Raw genomic sequence first — 19,069 nt, 5'->3', positions numbered from 1 at the left:
CGCGCCAAGTGACGCTCCGGCAGGGCGGTTTCGGTGAATCGAGATCGAGCGCCGGCTGATCGGGAGGCGGCGGTGGCGGTGGGCCGTCGAGAACCGTGACCACCCGTTGAAGGGACTGCCCGGCTGCCTCCACCTCGCCGTGACGGCGTTACGGGCCGGTTCGGTCCGCCCCTGGCGGCGGGCCGGCGCCGTCCAGGTGAGGCCGTCCTCGGTGTGGGGATCCTGGCCGTAGTTCGACACGTCGAAGTCGGCCGCCCACGGGGTGAGCGCTCGTGCGGAATCGGGGAAACCGCCGAGCAGGAAGCGGACATCGGGGTCGGCCGCCCGCAGGGCTGCAGCAGAGCGTGGTCCTCCGTTCTGCCGTGGAGGGCAACCAGGCCGGGAGCGACGACCGCCTGCCATAGCGGCGGACGCCGAAGACGGTTCAGCAACCCGTACGCGCACGCGGAGCTCGCGTACAGGACAGCCCCGTCGGCACATACGAAAAGGTTCCGCCGGTGTCGTCGCCCGCCACGGCCCTCAGCGGCGTTCCGCTCGCCAGGCGGACCTCTTCCACGTGCTCGGCCCGGTCACGATCGAAATCGAAGGACCCCGCAGCCGGACTCGCCAGATCAGGATGTTGACGCAGGACGGTGAGTACACGGTCTACGCGGTCGGGGCGCGTCATGGCCGGACCGTAACAGCCGCCGCTGACACACCAGATGGTGCACGGTCTCAGCACGGTGAACTTACTCAACAAGACGGGCCGGAGCGTTCCCGCTCCAACGGCCGGATGCACCTACGACGCTCGCATCCGGCCCGCTGAGCACCCCACCGCTACGCCGCCACGGGGCCCAGGTCTCCTTCGAGGACGGCCTGCACGATCTGTGGCCGGCCCCAGAGGGCGAGGAGTTCGTTGGCGATGGGCACGAGGTCTTCATCGCCGTGCGGCGTGATGGCGGCGGCCGACAAGGTGCGGGGGACGGCACCGGCATCCAGGAGGAGGAGCCATTCCTGCGGGCCGAGCTCCAGGAACTCCAGTCCGGTCAGCCCGGTGATCTCCAACGGGTCGGCCAGCGTGCCGGGACGGGCTGTGAGGGTGCGCAACTGGGGCAGCCCGACGAGGGGGGCGAGGCTGAACCGCGCGCCGTCGCACTCGCCGATGGACAGGACTTCCAGGGCGGGGTGAGCGGCGGCCTGCGTGGTCCGCAGGCCGCCGCTTCCCACCGCGGCCAGTACCGGTAGCCGGCCCCCGGACCGGTCGAAGGATTCCTCCCTCAGCCGGCCCAAGGCCAGGTCGGTGAGGGAGTCGGCCATGATTTCGGCGCCGATGCTCTTCTCGTGACCGATCAGGATGACCTGACCTGTGTGTCCGCGCGGGCCGGGTGTCAGATCCACCGCGAGCCGGTCTCCCGCGCCGTTGTCCCCGAAGACGATCCATCCGGGTGAGCTGGCCAGGTCCTGCACCACGGCGTCGGGCCGGGTCATGACCGTTTCTCTCGCATGCTCCGCCACCCATGTCACAGCTCATCTGACGCCGCTGGTCGAGCGGGTTGAGGTTCGACGCGTCGACGGTGGCACCGGTGCAGTAGCGCATCATGTCGTCCGCGAAGTCCGAGTCAGGCCGGTTGTAGCCGTTGGCGGGGTAGCCGAGGGAGAAGACGAAGTCGTTCTCCGGCGAGTTGCTCCGGAACTCGTAGCCGTAGGCGCCCACGATGTCCTGGATCTTGGCGCCGTTGGCCAGAACGCGGTCGCCTCTCCCGGCCTGGACTCGGACTGCTCCACCGTGACGGCCGGGAGGGCCCTGGCAGAGGGCCCGGGGGCGGAGGCCTGCGCCGCACCGCCGACCGCGAGTGTCGCCAAGGAGAACGTGACTGCCGCAACCACCTTGATCCGAACAGGAATTCGCATGCCGGCAAGGGATCATCCCTGCCGGCATGCTCACCCCACCCCCTGGGCGGTGTGTCCGATTCCGCCCGGCCTCTTGTTTCTAAAAGGTAGGTACGAGCGACCACCTGCGGGTGCAGCTCATCGCGGTGCGAGCCGTCCACACAAGCCGGGGACCGGTCGAACCGGCCGGCCGCGTTCAGCTCGGCGAGAAGGATCCGGTGCAGCTGGTCGAAGGCAGACCGACCGGCAGACCCTCCGTTCAGCGCTCGGGGTCGGTCCGGACGGGAGGGTCGGGGTTTCCGAGGGAAAGGCACCACGGACATCCGTGGGGGTCGCTCGTGGCGCTCGCTTGATGAGGCAACGGCAGGGGGAAGCCCGCCCTGTATTCGTCTTGGAGTACTTGTGCCGATCTACTTTTCATCCTGGGCGGAGTGACCGCGCCGGCCGTGCCTGCTTTGGCGAGGCGGCGCGTCACGCGCATCAGTGCAGCCCGGACCGCGCTCGCCGCCCGTGCCGCCGCCGGCCGGACACGCCGTCGCACGGTCGACCACGAGTCGCGATCCGATAAGTCATCACAGGCGCCATGCTCATGCCCCTTCACGAGATCAGCTACTCCTTGGTCGCACGGAAAGCGAATAGATGGATGATATTTCTTTTATTTTGGGTATATCCCGCTATTTTCACCGACCCTTAGCACGGAGGCACGTCGAACGGGAATTGCATCGACCGCCACCAGCTCAGGACGGATGCCACGGAGCCGAGATCCGGCAATGTACGGATTGCCGGGGTTTTTACGCAACCGACAATGTGAGGATTGCCGGGGTTTTTACTCGGCCGACGATGTGCGGATTGCCGGGGTTTTTAAGGGATCCGGCACCGTCGACCGCCCTTTCGGCCAGGTGCGCACCGTGCCGGTGCAAGGAATTGCGTGATATTCCGTCCGAGATCATCGGCGCATCGTCATACGGCAGTAGCATCGAAGGCCTATCGCGAGCCAGGGCCTTCGTCACTGGGCGTCGGCATCACCGAGCCCGTGGAGCACAGGGGCCAGCACAGCTCATGGGCGGCCTGGAGCGGCTCCGCACTCGGGCAGGCCGAGACGCCCGCAGACTTCTCCACCTCTGCCGCGGCTTGCCGGCGAGACAGCCGGAGGGCGTCCACATGACAGGACAGGACATGCTTGAAGCGCTGCTGCCGCCTCAGCTCCAGGGCGTCCACGCGCCACAGACGGCCGGTCCCTGATGACGTGAACGCGGTGCAACCCGTGCCCAGTGCGGCAGAGAGCAGCACGATCCAGAGGGTGAGGTGTCCCACAGCTGGTCCTTTCGAAGGCTGATGCGCAAGGGGGCACACGATCTGGGCCCCGTCGATCGTCGGGCATAACGCAGAGGCATATGCAGAGTTGCGCCCCGTCCTCCGTTTGCAGCCATGCGCAGCAATCCGCCGACCCTGGCATCTCAGCCCTTTTACCGATGATCAGTCGGCGAGTCGGGGCTTGATCCGTGGATCGGCGCGCTCATGCGCGGCGGTGGCCGTCTGACGCCGGGGAACCGACATGGAGGAATGAAAATATGGCGAGCCGGCGACATGCGGAGACGTGTCCGGTCCTCCATGGGAACGCCGTCAGGCGGGCGCGCGGCGCGCAGCAGGGCCGTCGCGGGCCCGCGTCGGCCCGACACCCATCGTCTCCCTGAGCTGCGGATTAACAGCGCGGCAGGGCATGGCCGCTGCGCTCTTGTCGTGTTACCGGAATCGACAGGAGACAGGGTCAACACTTACTCGTCCGCCACCATCACCCGGATGGCGCATACCCTGACCAACATCGTTAGCGTTTATGGAATATGACAACAGCAAAGCCCCCCTTCTTCTTCCGCAGGCCTCCAGAAGAAGGCGAAGGGGGAGGTGGTTTTCACACCGGGACTACCCGGATCGGAAAGTGGACTTTCACTCCAGGATCAGCCGGTTCCAGCAAGATCAGGAACGCAACGCTGGAAGACGAGGGCCTGGAAATCGATCTGAGCTACTCGTCCTCGGTCCTTGAGGACTTCCTCCGCACGATGAGCATGATCCAGGTCGAGTTCGACCGGAGGTCGGGGAACAGCGCACCACCGTCCACGACTGTCGACGAGCACTCGGGCGGCAGTTCCCGTGCATGAGCCGTACGGATACCCGGACGCCCACGGCCTTCACCCCCAGCCGGCCACCGCCGGGTCCTGGCGTCGGCCGGAACACGGGGAACCGCTGGGCATGTCCGACGAGACGCATCTGCAGTGGGATCCGGTGGAAGAGCTCGCGAACCTGCTCCAGGAAAACCCCTCACCGGGACATCCCGAGTCCTTCACCCGCGTCGGCTACGACGACACCGGTGACACGGTCAGCACATTCGGCCTCGTCGCCGGGCTCAGGCAGACCCAGGCCCCTGCCGAGCGGCCGCCCAAACGAGCTTCCAGCGGGCACCGCCGGAACGCGTCGAGGAAGCCGGTGGCGACCCTGCTGCAAACGGGCAGCCTGTTCACCGCCGTACTGGTCGCCGTCATCGCCGCCCTGGTGAGCGTCCTCAGCGGGATGGCCATCTGCGACGCCCTGCGTCACAGCGCCGGACTCCACACGGCCCGCGAAGTGGTGAGCTGGTGGCCCCTGCTGATCTACGGGCCTTGGACGGTCGCCTCCCTGTCCATCCTCAGGTCCGCGCTGCACCAGCGCCGCGCGCTTCATTCCTGGTCGATCGTTCTGCTGTTCTCCACCTTGGCCACTCTTCTGTGCGTGGCCCAGGCACCCAGAACACTCGCCGCCGAGACGTCGTCCGCGCTTCCCGCCATCGCGGCGCTGGCCTGCTTCCAGCAGCTGGTCCGCCAGATCACGCTCACGCGGCCGCCCCGCCAGACCGCTCCACGACACCGGAACCCGCCGGCCTCTGTGCTGGGGGCCGGGCAGCCGGCCACAGCCCGCAGTGGCCCGGACGCTGTCCGTCCCGGCTACTCCGCGGCAGACAGAAGGACAGGCCGCTCTCCGTCCAGCGGGCGCAGATTCGGGTACGGCGCATGACGGTCGTACGCGTGCGGCGGTGTCTCGTGCGCAGGCCGCAGCTACGGCTCCCGGCTCGGCCCTCGGAGAGACGACCGGTGTCGTGTCCGCGGCTCGGGGGCAGCCGCGGCCCTCTCCAGCTGTCCGGTCGGCGAGAGACGGTGCGCTCCCGCGGGAGGGCCGGGCGCTCACCTTCGCACCGTCGGTGGTGTCTGACCGGCCGACTGTCCCGGGACCGGCGGCCTGTGGTGCTGATGCCGCATACGGGGGGCCGGCCGTGAGGTTCCCGCGCAAGCGTGCCGGCGGGGACGGCGCTGCCGGACGACGGCGTAGGAGTGCCGAGCATCCCGTGCGGGGCGGCCGCGATGAGCGGAGGCGGTGACAGCCGCCGACTTCCTGGACAACCCGGTCCTCCCCACGCGTCAGAAGGGTGCTCGCCTGCACCCTTGAAACGAAGATCGAAACCGATAGTCACGGGCCGTACGCAGACTCAACCCGACGGTCCATGCCCAGGTCCGGACCCTGATCACCGGGCTGCGGCCCAGGCCGTGGCGCGCACCCCGGGCCCCCGGTTGCCACGGCACATCCGAGCTACGCGTCGTTCGGCACCGCCGTGCCCCGTTGGCATCTGCGGCGCGCGCCGGCCCAAACGATCAGCGCCGCCGCGCCCATCGCAGCCGTGTGCCCCGGAGCGGTGAGCCGGGCCGGGGGCCGCACCTCGACGACCGCACCGACCGCACCGACCGAATCCACGACGCGCTCCGGCGCCTCACCTCCCACACCTGCCCTACCCGAACCGAAAGGCAAGAACCATGGTGTACGAACTGACCCACACCGAGCGGATCCAGTACAAGCGGCGTCAGGACGCCGCCTACCAGGACGGCCAAGACGCGGTCACCAACCTGCAGGCCGCGCTCGCGCTCGCCGGCATGACCCTTCCCTCCCTGTGCAACGACGGGCCGGTGGCCAGCCACGGTTTCGTCCGGCTCGGTGGATGCAACGCGGACTTCGCCAACCGGCTCGCCGAAGTCATCGCTGCGGGTGCCGACGCTCTGCAGTACCAACGGTGAACCGGCGTCGGTGTGCCGGAGGGTACGGAGCACACCAACAACTGTCCGTACGCGAAAGCGACCAAGCGGGAGTGTCCGGGAGGCCGCCGGCTGATGGGCCCGAACGGCCCGGTCCACTACCTTGAGGGGTCGTACGAGCTGGACCGCTGGTTCGAGCCCCGGTTCCCGGAACGATGGGACCGGGGACCGGGCGATACCCTGCAGTGCCACCTCGCGTTCGCGGCCGTGCAGGACTTCGAGATGACGGGGTGGCGGCCGCCGGTGACGGCCGACGTCGTGCTCACGCCATTGCCCCAGTACCGGTTCACCGGTTGCGGACGAGCTGCGCATCACGGGCATCGCGGCGGAGCATCCGGACCGGCGCGACCGCACCGTACGTGTCGTCGTGACCGACGCCGGTCGGCAGCAGATCTCGGTGACCAGCGACAACCGCTCCATAGCCTTCTCGGCCGCGTCCGGGGTCGACCACAGTCGCGTGTACCTCCAGGGCTCACTCTGACCCGCGTCGTCACAACACCCTGACCCGCGCACCCGGGGGCCTCGCTGCTCGGCGCCGACCGTCCTGTGATGGCGATCTCGCCGTCGGGGCGTTGGGCCCAGCCGCCGATGATGCGGCCGTTCCACCAGAGGGTGGGGCCGATGTTGCCGTACGCGTCGAAGAGTTCGGGGACGTGGGCCGGGGCTCGGCGATCGTCCGGCGAACTGGGACGAGGCCCGGGTGCCCAGCGGGCGGCCGCGGCGGATGCGGCTTTCGGCGGACAGGCCCCGGTCAGCCTCCGCGAGCACCTGGCCGAGGCCCGTGAACGCGCGCCCGGCCCCCCGGCGCCGTCGAACCGCCCGTCCGGCTCCCGGCGTCAGGCTCGGCGGCAGCGATCTTGGAGTTCGGAGATGACGGCCTTTTCGCGCGCGTTGACGGCGCCGTCCACCGTGGCCACCCGGTCGGCCGCGTCGAGGACGTCGCTCAGATCCCCCGGCTCGGCGTCCAGGCGTCGCCACACCTCGGCGGGATCCATGTCGACAATGTGCGCGAGGCGTTCGTCGACCACCTGATGCCGGTCCCGGACCAGCGTCACCAGGTGCCGCATCAACAGCGTCTCGTCGTCGGCAATCTTCTGGTCCGCCGTGATGACGAGCCACGCGACCCACAGCATCAACTGCGGGTGCCGGCTCCGCTCGCTCAGGCTCTCGGCGAGTTCGATCACCCGGGCCTCGTTCCGGAAGACGGCTTGCGCGTGGCGCCCCGCGAGCAGCGTCGTATAGCGGTTCAACAGCACTGCGAGGGGTACGCCGACCGCAGGGATACCGATCTTGATGATGTTGCGTTGCAGGAGGTGCTTACCCACGACGGGGAATCCCTTCGCGGCGGTCAGGACCGTCCCGGAGTAGAAGCGCTTGATCACCGGCCGCACGAAGACCGGGACCGCCTTGACCACGCCTTCCCGGACCACTTCCCCGCTCTTGATCGTGAAGGCCACTCGGATGAGCTTCCACATGTCATCGGGGTCGGACAGGTCGAGCGGGACCCGGTAGAGGACTGCGATGTCGTAGGCGAGGCGGAGCTGGAGCCGGGTGATGAACGCGACGTCGACCATGACGGTCGCGACGGCGGCCGGGAACGTCGCCGGCGAGGCACCGCCAAGGCTCCCGATGGTGGCGACGACGGCCGCCGAGTAGGCACCGGCGGAGAGCCCGCCTTCGAGCGCGGCGTACCGGGCCGCCATCTTGATCCGCTGCTCGACCACGGCGTCCGCGGGTACGCCCTCGTACCGCTCCTGGAAGTACTGCCAGTTGACCTTGTCGGTGTAGGAACTCAGGGCCTGGGCACTGAGCTTGGTGAACCAGCCGCCGGACTTGATGTCGTCCGCGCTCAGCCCTTTGATGAACTCCCGCAGCTCGGCCCGCTCATGCTCGACGGCCTCCCGATCGGCGTCGTCTCCGCCGGTGTCGGTGGCGTCAATCAGAGTTTCGGTCATGGCGAGTCCTCCCAGGCGGTTCAGCGTCCCGTCAGGTTGTCAGGTTTTGAACAACACCGTTGCCGTCTCGGCACGATGACTCCGTAGTCAGCACCCGCCGCTGAACCGCTACGCTCCCGGAATGACCACCGGACCAGCCTGGGAGCCCGCGTCCGTGCCCGAGGTGGCCGACTTGTTCCGCTGGGCCGAGATCCCCTGGTGGATCGCGGGGGGACACGCCATCGAACTCGCCGTCGGGCACCCCATCCGCGAGCACGACGACATCGACGTCCTGGTCCTGCGCGATGACCAGCTCGCCGTACAGCGCGCACTTGCCGGATGGGAGTGGTGGGCTGCCGACCCGCCCGGCACCTTGCGCCCCTGGCAGCCCGACGAGTACCTGCATCTGGGTATCCATGACGTCTGGTGCCGGCCCGGGCCCGGAGCGCCGTGGCGCCTCCAGATCATGCTGGACGAGGCGCAAGACGGGCTGTGGATGTCCCGCCGCGACACCGCCGTGCACCGTCCCGTGGCAGAACTCGGTGCCATCAGCGCGGGCGGCATCCCCTACGTGACCCCCGAGGTCCAGCTCTACTACAAGGCCAAGGAGCCCCGTCCCAAGGACGAGACCGATCTCACCGCGGCCCTTCCGTCCCTCGCGCCGGCACAGAGGATCTGGCTGGCCGCAGCCATCCTCAGAACGTACGGGGCGCACCCGTGGATCGACCGGCTCGGACTGCCGGAGCGGTACCGGAATCCGCCGCAGAAAGAACTCCTGGACCACCTTCCCTGCGACGGGGAGCAGCGGTGATGAAGCCCGGCCCGCCTGCCCACGAGGTGGCGGAATCCAAGCTGAGGGAGCGGGCCGTGAACCCTGCCGTCGCCCACCTCGCCCAGGCCTTCCCACCGCCGGCCTGTACCGGCCGGCCCGCCCCGGTCAGGAACCCGACCGGTGGACCGTGGCGATCAAGGAGGGACGCGGCCGGGATCGGGCCCTCGGCAGGGTCGGGTCACGCCTCGGGTGTGCCGCGCCCGGAGTCTTCTCGGGGACTCCGGGCGCAGGGGGCCTGTCAGGCGTTGCCGGGGGGCACGGCGCCGGTCATCTCTGCCAGCACGGTCCGCCGGTCCTCTCCCGGGCGGGCGCGGAGAGGCCGGGCCAGGCGTGCGCTGTCGTAGTGCCAGCGGTGATCGAGGTCCCGGGGAACCGCCTCGGTCGTGCGGAGGTCCGCGCGGGTGCCGAGCAGGTCCGTGAGGTCCTGTGCCAGGTCGTGCCAGGACACGTGGCCGCTGCACGCGTTGGCGACTCCGTGCACGGGCCGATCCAGGCACTCGGCCACCGCGCGGGCCAAGGCGGCTGCGTGCACCCAGGCGGCTCCGTACCAGTCGTGTCCGCCGGTACCGGGACGGGGCAGGTCGATCGGGCGGCCCTCGCGGGCGGCCTGGTAGAGCGTGCCGATGGCGCCCCAGCGCAGCTGTTCGCGCAGCCGGTCGTGCGCGCCCCAGACGATCGGTGACCGCACGGCGCTCCCGCCCCCGCGTCCCGCGGTCCCCGCGGCGCGCAGCACCATGGACTCGCAGTCCAGCTTGGCCCTCCCGTACGGGCTGACGGGCTCGTGGGGCGGCGCCTCCTCGGCGACCCGGTCCGTCCCGGGGTGCCCGTAGGCGTCGACGCTGCTGACGAAGACGAAGGGACCGCGCCGCCAGGCGTCGACCATCGCCTCCATCGCCGCCAGGTCGACGTCGTGCCGGGTGAAGGTGCAGGCGGCGTGGACGACGGCGTCGGCCTGCGCGACGGCGTCCCGCAGCCCGGCCAGGTCGGAGAAGTCGCCTTCGATGACGTCGACGCCCTCGGTGGCGATCAGATGGGCGGACTCGGGCCGGGCCAGCGCCAGCACGGGGCGGCCCTGCGCGGCGAGTTCACGCACGACGAACGCGCCGACGCCGCCCGTCGCGCCGGTGACCAGCACCGTGCCCGGACGGATGTCCCGGGAGCGGGGGGCCGGCCTCCTCGCGGTCTTCGCGGCGCTCTGCTGCGCCGCCCGTTCGTCGAGGAGCGCCGTCAGCGCCCGGGGCGTACGGGCCTGGAGCACGTCGAGGCCCGTGAGCGGCAATCCGAGGTCCGTGCGCAGCCGTTCGGCGAGCTGCACGGCTTTCAGGGAGTGGCCGCCGAGGGCGAAGAAGTCGTCGTCCGGCGACGGCAAGACGCCGAGCACAGCGGTGAAGGTGTCCTTGACCGCTGCGGCCCGGGGTCCGGACGGGGCGTTCGGCGTGGACGGCGCGGGCAGCCGGGCGTGGTCGAGCGGACCGGCGGCCGAGCGCGGCAGCGCGTCGAGCAGCGTGACCGTGGCGGGCACGTCCTCGGGCGCGAGCGACCGGCGCAGCAGGCCCAGCAGTTCGTGACCGGACGGGCCGACGCTGTCGTGGAGGACGGCATAGGCCACGGGCGGCCCTTGCTCGGGCCGGACCACCGTGGCGTCGGCGACGCTCGGGTGGGCACGCAGGGCCTTCGCGGCCGGGTGACGGTCGCCCTCCGGGGCGGCGCCGTCCTGGGGGCCGGCGTCGTCCTGCGACCGGGAGCCGTCGTTCGGGCCGGGGAGGGGCAGCTTGCCCAGGGCGAGTTCCGGGTCGGCGGCGACCGCGTGGAGCAGGGCCGCGTAGTCCCGTACGGCCGCCTCGGCGACGGTGTCGTCCAGCGTGTTCGGGTCGTACTGGACGAGCGCCTGGGGCTGGGCGGCGTCGCCCCCCGGCACGATGCCGTAGGACAAGGTGAACTTGGCGCCGTCGGAGGGGATGTCGACGTACTCGGCCGACGTATCCGGCAGCCGGAGTACCGTCGGCTCGCCGAGGACGTCGGAGGTGACGCGGACCAGTGCGGTGCCGTCGGCGCCGCGCGCCCCGGCGCCGAGGCGTTCGAGGACCAGGTCGAAGGGGATGTGCCGGTGGCGCTGGGCTTCGAGGAGCGCGTCGCTCACGCGGCGCAGCAGTTGGGCGAAGGAGGGGTCGCCGGAGACGTCCACCCGTACGGGAAGGGTGTTGACGCACAGGCCGACGAGGCCGCGCATGGCGGTTCCGCTGCGGTGGGTGCCCGCCACGCCGATGACGAGGTCGTCGTCGCCGGTGAGGCGGTGCAGTGCGGCGAAGGCCGCGGTGAGCGACACCGCGAAGAGCGTGGCCTGCCGCTGTGCACCCAGCGCCCGCAGGGCGTCGGGCACGGTCGGCGCCAGGGGCACGAGGTGCGCGGCCCCGGGCCGCACGGTCGTGTGCGGCCCGGCCGCCGCCGGCTGGGGCAGGCGCGGTGGGGTGGCATCGGCCAGCAGGGCGCTCCAGCGGTTCAGGTCCTCCTCGAAGCCGGGCAGGGCCTCGTGCTCGCGGCGCGCGTGGTCGGCGTACCGGGGCGGTGCGGCGAGTGCGTGCCCGCTCGTTCCGTCGGTGGCCGCCGTGTAGAGGACGGCGAGTTCGGCGGCCACGGTCTCCAGTGAGGCGCCGTCCACGGCGATGTGGTGGAACGTCAGCAGCACGGTGTGGTCCTGCGGGCCGTGGCGCAGGACGAGCGCCCGTACCGCGTCGCCGGCCGCGAGGTCGAACGGCCGGCCCGTCTCGCGCCGCAGCAGCTCCGGGGCGTCCGTCGCGCCGGTGTCGACGACGTGGACGGGGACGGTCCGCGGCGTCGGGAGCACCTCCTGGCAGGGCACGCCCTCGTGCTCCGTGTAGCGGGTGCGGAGAATGGCGTGCCGGGCCACCAGCTGGGTGAGGGCGGTGGAGAACGCGGCCACATCGAACGGACCGCGCAGACGGGTGGCGAACGGTACGTGGTACGAGTCGCCCGCGCCGCCGAGCCGCTCCATCAGCCACATGCGGCGCTGAGCGCGGGAGAGGGGGACGCCTGCGGCCTGCGGGGCAGTGGTGGCCGAGCCGGAGTGGGCGGTGTCCTGCGGTACGCGGCCGCCCTGGCCCGCGCTCGCACCTGCGCTCGCACCTGCGGTGGGCTCGGCCGTCGCGCGCCGGGCGCTTCCGGCGCGGGCCCGGCGCAGCAGCTCCTGCTGGAGTTGCTGCCTGCGGTCGCGGGCCGCGGAGTCGGTGTCAGTGGACATCGCTGTGCTCCGGGGTCTCGGGGTGGAGGTCTGCGTGGGTGGCCAGGAGGGCGCGTTCGACCAGCGCGGCCTGTGCGGCGACGGTCGGGGCGGCGAAGAACTCGGCGAGGGACAGTTCTACGCCGAGTTCCTCGCGCAGGTCGTCGGTGACGGCGAGGGCGAGGAGGGAATGGCCTCCGAGGAGGAGGAACTCGTCGTCGGCTCGGGTGACCTCGTTGCCCAGTGCCTGGCTCCACACCTCGGCGACGGCCTGTTCCAGCGGTGTCATCCGCGCCGCCGGCTCGTCGGCGGGCTGCTCCTCGGCAGCGTGCGCGCGTGCGGTGAGTGCGCGCCGGTCGACCTTGCCGGCCGGGGTGAGGGGAAGCCGCTCCAGCACGGTGACCGTGTCGGGAACCAGGTGGGCGGGCAGGACCGCGGTGAGCCGCCCGCGCAGCGCCGCGCCGTGCGCTACAGGGCCGGGCGCGGCGACGACGAACGCGACGAGGCGCGCCTCGGGGGTGCCGGCGCCATCGACCGTGACGGCGGCGTCGTCCACGTCCGGCTGCTCGCGGAGGGCGTGTTCGACCTCGGCGGGTTCGATGCGGAAGCCGCGGACCTTCACCTGGTCGTCGTTGCGGCCGTGGAACTGCAGGATGCCGTCGGGCCGGAGGGAGACGATGTCGCCCGTTCGGTAGAGCCGCCCGCCGGCTGCGGGATGCTCGACGAACCGTTCGGCGGTGAGTGCGGGCAGTCCCGTGTACCCGTGGGCGAGCCTGCTGCCGCCGATCCACAGTTCGCCCCGGTCGCCGTCGGCCGCCGGGTGGCCGTCGGCGTCCAGGACGTGTGCCGTGGCGCCGGAGACGGGCCTGCCGATCGGTATCTGCCCCTCGCAGTCCTGCTCGGTGACCCGGTGGGCGGTTGCGAAGGTGGTCGTCTCGGTCGGCCCGTAGCCGTTGACGAGCTCAAGCCAGGGGAAGGCGGTGAGCACCTCACGGGCCTGGGCGGCGGCCATCGCCTCGCCGCCCACGACGACCGAGCGGAGCTGGGCGAAGACGCGGGAGCGGCGGGCGGCGAGCTGGTGGAAGAGGGCCGTGGTGAAGAACGCCACCGTCACGCCGTGCCGCTCCACGTGCCGGGCCAGGTCCTCCAGGGAGGGCCGCTGCTCGGTGCAGACGACGACCGCGGCGCCGTTGGCGAGCGCGGCCCAGACTTCGAACGTCGAGGCGTCGAAGGTCATGGGCGAGTGGAACAGGACGCGGTCGCGGCCGGTGAGGGTGACGTAGTCGGGTGCGGTGACCAGCTCGGCAATGGCCCGCTGCGGTACGAGGACGCCCTTGGGGCGGCCGGTGGAACCGGAGGTGAACATGATGAACGCCGGGCTGTCGGGGTCGGACTCGTCGACCGGCCGACCGGCCGTGAGCGGCTCCTCGGGCAGGGCGAGGACGGGACCGGGGAGGGTGGCCGCCTCCAGCAGCTTCGCGTCGCCGACGGTGAGCTTCACCTCCGCGTCGGCGATCATCGCCTCGGTGCGCGGGCGGGGCTGGGCGGGGTCGAGCGGCACGCACACGGCTCCCGCCAGCCACAGCCCGAGCTGGGCGACGACCGTACGGGACGACCGCGCCGTCAGGAGCGCCACCCGGTCGCCGCGAGCCACCTCGTGTGCGCGCAGGTGTGCCGCGAGGGCGCGGCCGGCCTGGAGGAGACGGCCGTACGTCAGGGTGGTGTCGCCGTCCACGACGGCGAGGGCGTCGGGGGTGAGCTCGGCGTGCCGCGCGACGAGCGCCGGCAGGGCGGTCGCCGGGGCGGCGGGCTGCGCGGTGGTGGGCTGCGGGGTGGTGGGCTGCGGGGCGGCGGGCTGCGCGGTGGTGGGCTGCGCGGTGGTGGGCCGCGGGGTGGTGGGTGTCATGTCAGGCTCCTTCCGGGCGCGGGGTCCGGCGCTGGTCGAGGAGGGCGGCGAAGGCGCGCAGGTCGGTGCTGCGCAGCAGCTCGGGGGCGCGCAGGCGTACTCCGGCCTCGCGTTCGACGGTGGCCAGCAGTCGTGCGGCGACGACGGAGGTGCCGCCGGCGTCGGTGAAGTTGTCGCCGAGGCCGATGCCGGGCCGGCCGAGGAGGTCGCGTACGGTCGCCAGCACGAGCCGCTCGGAGGCGGTGGCGGTGGCGGTGGCGTCGGCGAGGTCGTCCGTGGTGGTGGTCCTGGGCGGCACGGGGGCCGAGGCCTGGGCCTGGGCTGCCAGGGCGGGCCGGTCCACCTTGCCGTTGGCGTCGAGCGGGAAGCCGTCGACGATCCGTACGGCGGCGGGGACGGCCTGCTCGGGGAGCCAGGACCGGACCGTGTCGAGGAGGTCACCGGTCGCGGGTCGGGCGCCGTCGGCGGGCCGTACGTGTGCGACGAGGCGGACGTGGCCGGAGCTGTCGCGCAGCACGGTGACGACGGCGGTGCGCACCCGGGGGTCCTGCTCGAAGGCGGCTTCCACCTCGACCGGTTCGATCCGCACCCCGCTGATCTTCACCTGGTCGTCGAGGCGGCCGAGGAAGTCCAGGCTGCCGTCGGCGTTCATCCGGACCCGGTCACCGGTGCGGTAGAGGCGGTCGATCTCGGGCAGCGCCAGGTCCTGTGGAGGCGGGGTGAACCGGCGTGCGGTGAGTTCGGGGTCGAGGTACCCGAGCGCCAGGCAGTGGCCGCCGACGCGCAGTTCACCCTCCTGCCCGCGGGCGACGGGGCGGCCTTCGTCGTCCGTGACGACGAGGGTGACGCCCGGCAGCGCGGTGCCGATGGGGGGCGGGGTCAGGTCGCCGGCCTCCGGGTCGGTGCCGCGCATGGTGTGGGTGGTGGTGACGACGGTGGCTTCCGCGGGGCCGTAGGCGTTGTGGACGGTCGCGGTGACGTCGGCGCCGGGGCGGCGGCGCATGCGGTCGCCGCCGACGACGAGGTGACGGAGCGCCAGATCTTGCGGCCACGGCCGGTCCAGGAGCGGCTCGACGGTGGGAGTGGCCGCCACGGCGTGGGTGAGCGCGGCGTCACGCCACCAGTCGGTGAGTAGGTGCGAGTCCCAGCGGGTGTCGTCCGGGGCCGGGACGAGGGCGGCACCTGAGGTCAGGGCGGCCCACAGTTCCAGCAGGTGCGGGTCGAACGCGACACCGATGAGCAGGGACTGGCGGTCGCCCGGCGCGAGGCCGGTCTCGGCCCGGTACCAGTCGAGGGCGACGGAGAGCGAGGGCTCGGCCACGGCGACCGCCTTGGGGCGGCCGGTGGAACCGGAGGTGAGGACGGCGTACAGGGCGCCCTCGGGTGCGCGCCGGGTGCCGCGGACCGTGTCGGTGAAGGCCGCCACCGCGGCGGCGGGGGCGTTGACACCGTCGGTGGGCAGCAGCAGCGGGGAGTGCTCCCCGCTGCGGTGTTCCGCGGGCAGGACAGCGGGGTCGCCGATGAGGCAGGCGATGTCGAGGTCCTCGGTGACGGCCTGGATGCGGCGTTCGCCGGGGCGGGGGCCGAGCGGCAGGTAGACGGCGCCGATCCGGGCGAGCGCGACGGCGGTCACCACCAGGGCGGTGGACCGGTCGAGGCAGACGCCGACGAGGTCACCGGGCCGGACGCGGTCGGCCAGGTCGGCGGCGACCAGCGCGGCCGCCGCGTCGAGGTCCTGGTATGTCCAGGTCTCTGTCCGGTCGATCACTGCCGGCGCCTGCGGGGTACGCCGGGCCCAGTCCTCGAAGCGGGCGAGCACACGGGTCGGTTGGGCGGAGGGTCCATGGGCGACGCTCGGCGCGGTGTCGGTGTCGGTGTCGAGGCCGAGGGGCATGGCGGGAAGGGCGGGCGCGGTCGGGGACTGGGTCATCACGACTCCGTGGAAAGGGCGGTGGTGGCGAGGGCTTCGGCCTGGTCGGCGAGCACGGGGTTGCGGAAGAGCACCTTCAGCGGCGGGCGCGTGCCCAGCCGGGGCTCCAGCCAGGCGGCCAGCTCCGCGGCCAGCAGGGAATGGCCCCCGCTGTGGAAGAAGTGGGAGCGGGCGTCGAACCGGCTGTGGCCGAGGACCTTGCGCCAGCCTTCCGTGAGCAGAGCCGTCATCGGATCGTCGGACGCGGCGGACGTGGCGGACGCGGCGGTGGCCGCAGGACCCGGCTCGGATCCGGATCCGGTTCCGGGCTCGGGGGTCGCGGCGTCGTCGGGGTCGAGCTCCGCCGCTCGGCGGGACAGTGCCGTACGGTCGGGCTTGCCGCCGGCGAGGGTCGGCATCGTGTCCAGCCGTGCCCACCGGCCGGGCACGAGGGGGCCGGGCAGGCGGCGGCTCAGCTCGGCGTGCAGCGCCTTCTCGTCGAAGGCCGCGCCGTCGGCTCCGTCTTCGAGGAAGCCGACGAGCCGGGGTCCGCCGGGGCTCTCCCGGTCCAGTACGACGGCGCAGGACCGGCCGCCCAGCACGGCGGACGCCGCCGCCTCGATCTCCTCCAGCTCGATGCGGTGGCCGCGCAGTTTGATCTGGTTGTCGCGCCGCCCGAGGAAGTACAGCAGACCGTCCAGACCGCGGTAGCCGAGGTCGCCGGTGAGGTAGACGCGCTGCCCGTCGAGTGCGTCGACGGTCACGAACCGGGCGGCCGTCGCCTCCTCGTTGCCCGCGTAGCCCTCGGCGAGACCAGGTCCGGCGACGGCGAGTTCACCGACCGCGCCGGACGGCAGCGGGCGGTGGTGGGCGTCCAGGACGTGGATCCGCTCGCCCGGGAGCTCGGTGCCCAGGGGGATCTCGGCACCCTCGGCGAGGGCGTCGCGGGAGACCTCGTGGACGGTCGAGCTGATGGCGGCCTCCGTGACGCCGTACACGTTGAGCACGGTGGCGTCGGTGTCGGTGAGGATGCCGCGCAGTGCCTCCACGGGAAGGCGCTCGCCGCCGAGGACCAGGAGCCTGGGCGCCCAGCTCCCGTCACGCAGTGCGGGACGCAGGTCCTCGCGGGTGGCGAGGAAGTAGCTGGTGGGCAGGTTGGCGACGGTGACCCGGGCGGATCCCAGCAGTTCGGCGAGCTCCGCGCCCGTGGGCACCTCGTACTCGGGCAGGACCAGGCACGCACCGGCGTGCAGGGCCGGCAGCACCTCCTCGAGCGCCACGTCGAAGGACGGCTGGGCGAACATCAGGACGCGGTCCGAGGTGGTGAGGCCGAACCGGTCGGCGGCCGCGGTCAGATGGTGCACGAGCGCCGCGGGGCCGACGGCGACCGGCTTCGGCAGCCCGGTGGAACCGGAGGTGTGGATGACGTACGCGGTGCCGGGAAGTGCGGTGGTTCCGAGTGCGGGAGGCAGTACCGGAGCGTCGATCCGGGCTGTCGGCAGTGCTTCCGGCAGGGCCGGGGTGCCGTCACCGGTGAGGACCAGCGCCGGGGCGAGCCGCTCCAGCAGCAGACCGAGCCGGGCGGGCGGATCGGACGGGGACAGCGGGCAGTAGACGGCGCCGGTCCGCAGGCATGCGAGCAGGGCGACGACCGAGTCGATCCCCCTGGGCAGGACCACGGCCACCGGCCGGCCGGGCGTCACACCGGCGGCGCGCAGTCGCTCGGCGAGCGAGCGGACGCGGTCGTCGAGTTCGCCGTAGGTGAGACGGCGGGCGCCGCACAGCAGGGCCGGCTGCGACGGGTGGTGCGCGGCGACGGGATCCAGCGGATCGCGGTCGGCCGGGACGGGCACGGGCTCGGCGGCCGGCTCCGCGGCGGTCGGTTCCAGGTCGGCCAGCGGGGTCTCGGGGCTGTCGAGATAGGCGCGCAGCAGGTCCAGGAAGCGGCCGGAGAGCAGCCGGGCGACGTCTTCGCCGAAGAGGTCCATGTCGTAGTCCCAGACCAGCGTCATGCCGGGCGAGCCGTGGCGCGGGGTGACGCCGCGCCGGTCGTCCGGGAGCAGGACCACGTCGAGGTCGAAGCGGGTGGTGCCGGTGTTGAAGCCCTCGAAGAGGGTGATGTCGAGGCCGGGCACGTCGATCTCGGGCAGCGGCGCGTCGTGGGCGCTGAACATGACGGAGAAGAGCGGGTTGTCGGCGCCGGAGGTGTGCATGCCGAGCGCCCGGGTCAGCTCCTGGACCGGTACGTCCTGGTGCGGCAGGGCCCGGATGAGGGTGTCGGTGACCTCGTCCATGGCGTCCTGGGCGGGGGCGGCGCCGTCCAGGGCCAGCGGCAGCGGGATGGTGTTGACGAACATGCCGACGGCGTCCTCGTAGCCGAGGGGGCGGTTGCCGACGGCGGTGCCGATGACCATCCGGGAGCGGCCGCTGTGGCGGCGCAGGAGTTCGGCGAACAGTCCGAGGAGCGTGGAGAAGGGGGTGAGACCGCGTGTACGGGCGTGCGCGCGCAGGCGTTCGGTGAGATCGGCGCCGATCGTCTGGCGCAGCTGTCCGCCGTGGTGCTTGCGGCGGGCGCCGGGGCGGGTCAGGCCCGGCAGCGGCAGGTCGTGCTGCTGGTCGCGCAGTTCGGCCCGCCAGAAGTCGAGCGATTCGGGAGCGTACGCGGCCTCGGCCCGCTCCCGGACGTGGTCCGCGTACGAGGAGGCGGGCGGGAGCTCCAGGGTCTCGCCGAGGACGTGGGCCCGGTAGACGCGGAAGACGTCGTCGAGCAGGATCGCGAAGGAGTGCCCGTCGTGGATCAGGTGGTGCTCGACGTGGACCAGCCGGTGGTGGCGTTCGGCCAGTCGCACGAGCGTCCAGCGGATCAGCGGTGCCTCGAAGGTGTCGAGCGGTGTCTCGGCCTCCGTGCGCAGGAGGCGGGCGAAGGCCGCCTCGGGGTCCTCCTCGGTGCTGAGGTCGGCCGTGTGCAGTCTCGGCGCACACTGCGACGCGACCCGCTGGGCCGGTACGGACCCGGTGGAGGCGACGAGTTCGAGCCGCAGACCGGGGTGGCGTGCCAAGGTGGCGGCGAGCCCGCGGCGCAGCGCCTCGGTGTCGAGGGTGCCCCACAGGTCCAGTGAGGCGGTGAAGTTGTAGGCGCGACTGCCGGGCTGCATCTGCTCGTGCAGCCAGACGATCTCCTGCGAGGAGGAGAGCGGAAGCATGGGCGATCCCTGAGGTTGTCGGGTCGGTCTCCGGTGCCGGCCACGGTCGTGTCCGGTCGTCGTGCG

The 19,069-nt window shown here is 72.1% G+C and carries 9 protein-coding genes and 1 pseudogene; 4 read left to right on the top strand and 6 right to left on the bottom strand.

The features are described from left to right. Nucleotides 1-816: 816 nt before the first annotated feature. Nucleotides 817-1,482, bottom strand: a pseudogene (locus tag ACFY04_RS37670) (SMI1/KNR4 family protein); the annotation flags it as partial. 2,228 nt (nucleotides 1,483-3,710) lie between these two features. Between ACFY04_RS37670 and ACFY04_RS37665 the strand changes: the two are divergent. From ACFY04_RS37665 to ACFY04_RS37655, 3 genes are all read left to right on the top strand, one after another. After that, nucleotides 3,711-4,025 (top strand): hypothetical protein, encoded by a 315-nt coding sequence (locus tag ACFY04_RS37665; protein WP_389124317.1) that lies wholly within the window; start codon nucleotides 3,711-3,713, stop codon nucleotides 4,023-4,025. Nucleotides 4,026-4,116: 91 nt separating this feature from the next. Next, a complete protein-coding gene (locus ACFY04_RS37660; RefSeq protein WP_389124315.1) occupies nucleotides 4,117-4,914 on the top strand; it encodes a hypothetical protein in 798 nt (265 codons plus the stop codon). A gap of 791 nt (nucleotides 4,915-5,705) precedes the next feature. Next, nucleotides 5,706-5,963 (top strand): hypothetical protein, encoded by a 258-nt coding sequence (locus tag ACFY04_RS37655; protein WP_389124312.1) that lies wholly within the window; start codon nucleotides 5,706-5,708, stop codon nucleotides 5,961-5,963. An 854-nt stretch (nucleotides 5,964-6,817) separates the two neighbouring features. On the opposite strand, the gene ACFY04_RS37650 is transcribed toward ACFY04_RS37655, so the two are convergent. Continuing rightward, nucleotides 6,818-7,936 carry a hypothetical protein gene (locus ACFY04_RS37650; protein WP_389124309.1) on the bottom strand — a complete coding sequence of 373 codons (1,119 nt, stop codon included), beginning with the start codon at nucleotides 7,934-7,936 and terminating at the stop codon, nucleotides 6,818-6,820. 121 nt (nucleotides 7,937-8,057) lie between these two features. Here ACFY04_RS37650 and ACFY04_RS37645 point away from each other — a divergent pair, with 121 nt between their 5' ends. Further along, nucleotides 8,058-8,726, top strand: a complete 669-nt coding sequence (locus ACFY04_RS37645) for a nucleotidyltransferase domain-containing protein (protein WP_389124307.1) — start codon at nucleotides 8,058-8,060, stop codon at nucleotides 8,724-8,726. 259 nt (nucleotides 8,727-8,985) lie between these two features. Here ACFY04_RS37645 and ACFY04_RS37640 read toward each other — a convergent pair whose 3' ends face one another. Genes ACFY04_RS37640 through ACFY04_RS37625 form a run of 4 tightly spaced genes read right to left on the bottom strand, consistent with a single transcriptional unit; the run spans nucleotide 8,986 to nucleotide 19,003 of the window. After that, the gene (locus tag ACFY04_RS37640; RefSeq protein ID WP_389124305.1) at nucleotides 8,986-12,006 is read right to left on the bottom strand and encodes a condensation domain-containing protein; all 3,021 of its coding nucleotides are present in this window, start codon (nucleotides 12,004-12,006) and stop codon (nucleotides 8,986-8,988) included. Further along, nucleotides 11,996-13,891 carry an amino acid adenylation domain-containing protein gene (locus tag ACFY04_RS37635; protein ID WP_389124303.1) on the bottom strand — a complete coding sequence of 632 codons (1,896 nt, stop codon included), beginning with the start codon at nucleotides 13,889-13,891 and terminating at the stop codon, nucleotides 11,996-11,998. The genes ACFY04_RS37640 and ACFY04_RS37635 overlap by 11 nt, the downstream gene beginning before the upstream one ends. 1 nt (nucleotide 13,892) lies before the next feature. Next, a complete protein-coding gene (locus tag ACFY04_RS37630) occupies nucleotides 13,893-15,821 on the bottom strand; it encodes a non-ribosomal peptide synthetase (RefSeq protein ID WP_389124301.1) in 1,929 nt (642 codons plus the stop codon). Next, nucleotides 15,821-19,003, bottom strand: a complete 3,183-nt coding sequence (locus ACFY04_RS37625) for an amino acid adenylation domain-containing protein (RefSeq protein WP_389124298.1) — start codon at nucleotides 19,001-19,003, stop codon at nucleotides 15,821-15,823. Before ACFY04_RS37625 ends, ACFY04_RS37630 begins: the two co-directional genes overlap by 1 nt. Nucleotides 19,004-19,069 lie beyond the last annotated feature (66 nt).

This window comes from Streptomyces sp. NPDC001549 (genome assembly GCF_042894025.1).
In the GTDB taxonomy this organism is placed as follows: Bacteria; Actinomycetota; Actinomycetes; order Streptomycetales; family Streptomycetaceae; genus Streptomyces; species Streptomyces kutzneri.
This window is presented reverse-complemented; position numbering and strand designations above follow the sequence as displayed.

What these genes read in the sequence shown, in the direction of transcription:
- ACFY04_RS37635 (WP_389124303.1), bottom strand. Translation starts at nt 13,891, where the DNA reads ATGACACCCACCACCCCGCGGCCCACCACCGCGCAGCCCACCACCGCG.
- ACFY04_RS37630 (WP_389124301.1), bottom strand. Translation starts at nt 15,821, where the DNA reads ATGACCCAGTCCCCGACCGCGCCCGCCCTTCCCGCCATGCCCCTCGGC.
- ACFY04_RS37640 (WP_389124305.1), bottom strand. Translation starts at nt 12,006, where the DNA reads ATGTCCACTGACACCGACTCCGCGGCCCGCGACCGCAGGCAGCAACTC.
- ACFY04_RS37645 (WP_389124307.1), top strand. Translation starts at nt 8,058, where the DNA reads ATGACCACCGGACCAGCCTGGGAGCCCGCGTCCGTGCCCGAGGTGGCC.
- ACFY04_RS37665 (WP_389124317.1), top strand. Translation starts at nt 3,711, where the DNA reads ATGACAACAGCAAAGCCCCCCTTCTTCTTCCGCAGGCCTCCAGAAGAA.
- ACFY04_RS37660 (WP_389124315.1), top strand. Translation starts at nt 4,117, where the DNA reads ATGTCCGACGAGACGCATCTGCAGTGGGATCCGGTGGAAGAGCTCGCG.
- ACFY04_RS37625 (WP_389124298.1), bottom strand. Translation starts at nt 19,003, where the DNA reads ATGCTTCCGCTCTCCTCCTCGCAGGAGATCGTCTGGCTGCACGAGCAG.
- ACFY04_RS37655 (WP_389124312.1), top strand. Translation starts at nt 5,706, where the DNA reads ATGGTGTACGAACTGACCCACACCGAGCGGATCCAGTACAAGCGGCGT.
- ACFY04_RS37650 (WP_389124309.1), bottom strand. Translation starts at nt 7,936, where the DNA reads ATGACCGAAACTCTGATTGACGCCACCGACACCGGCGGAGACGACGCC.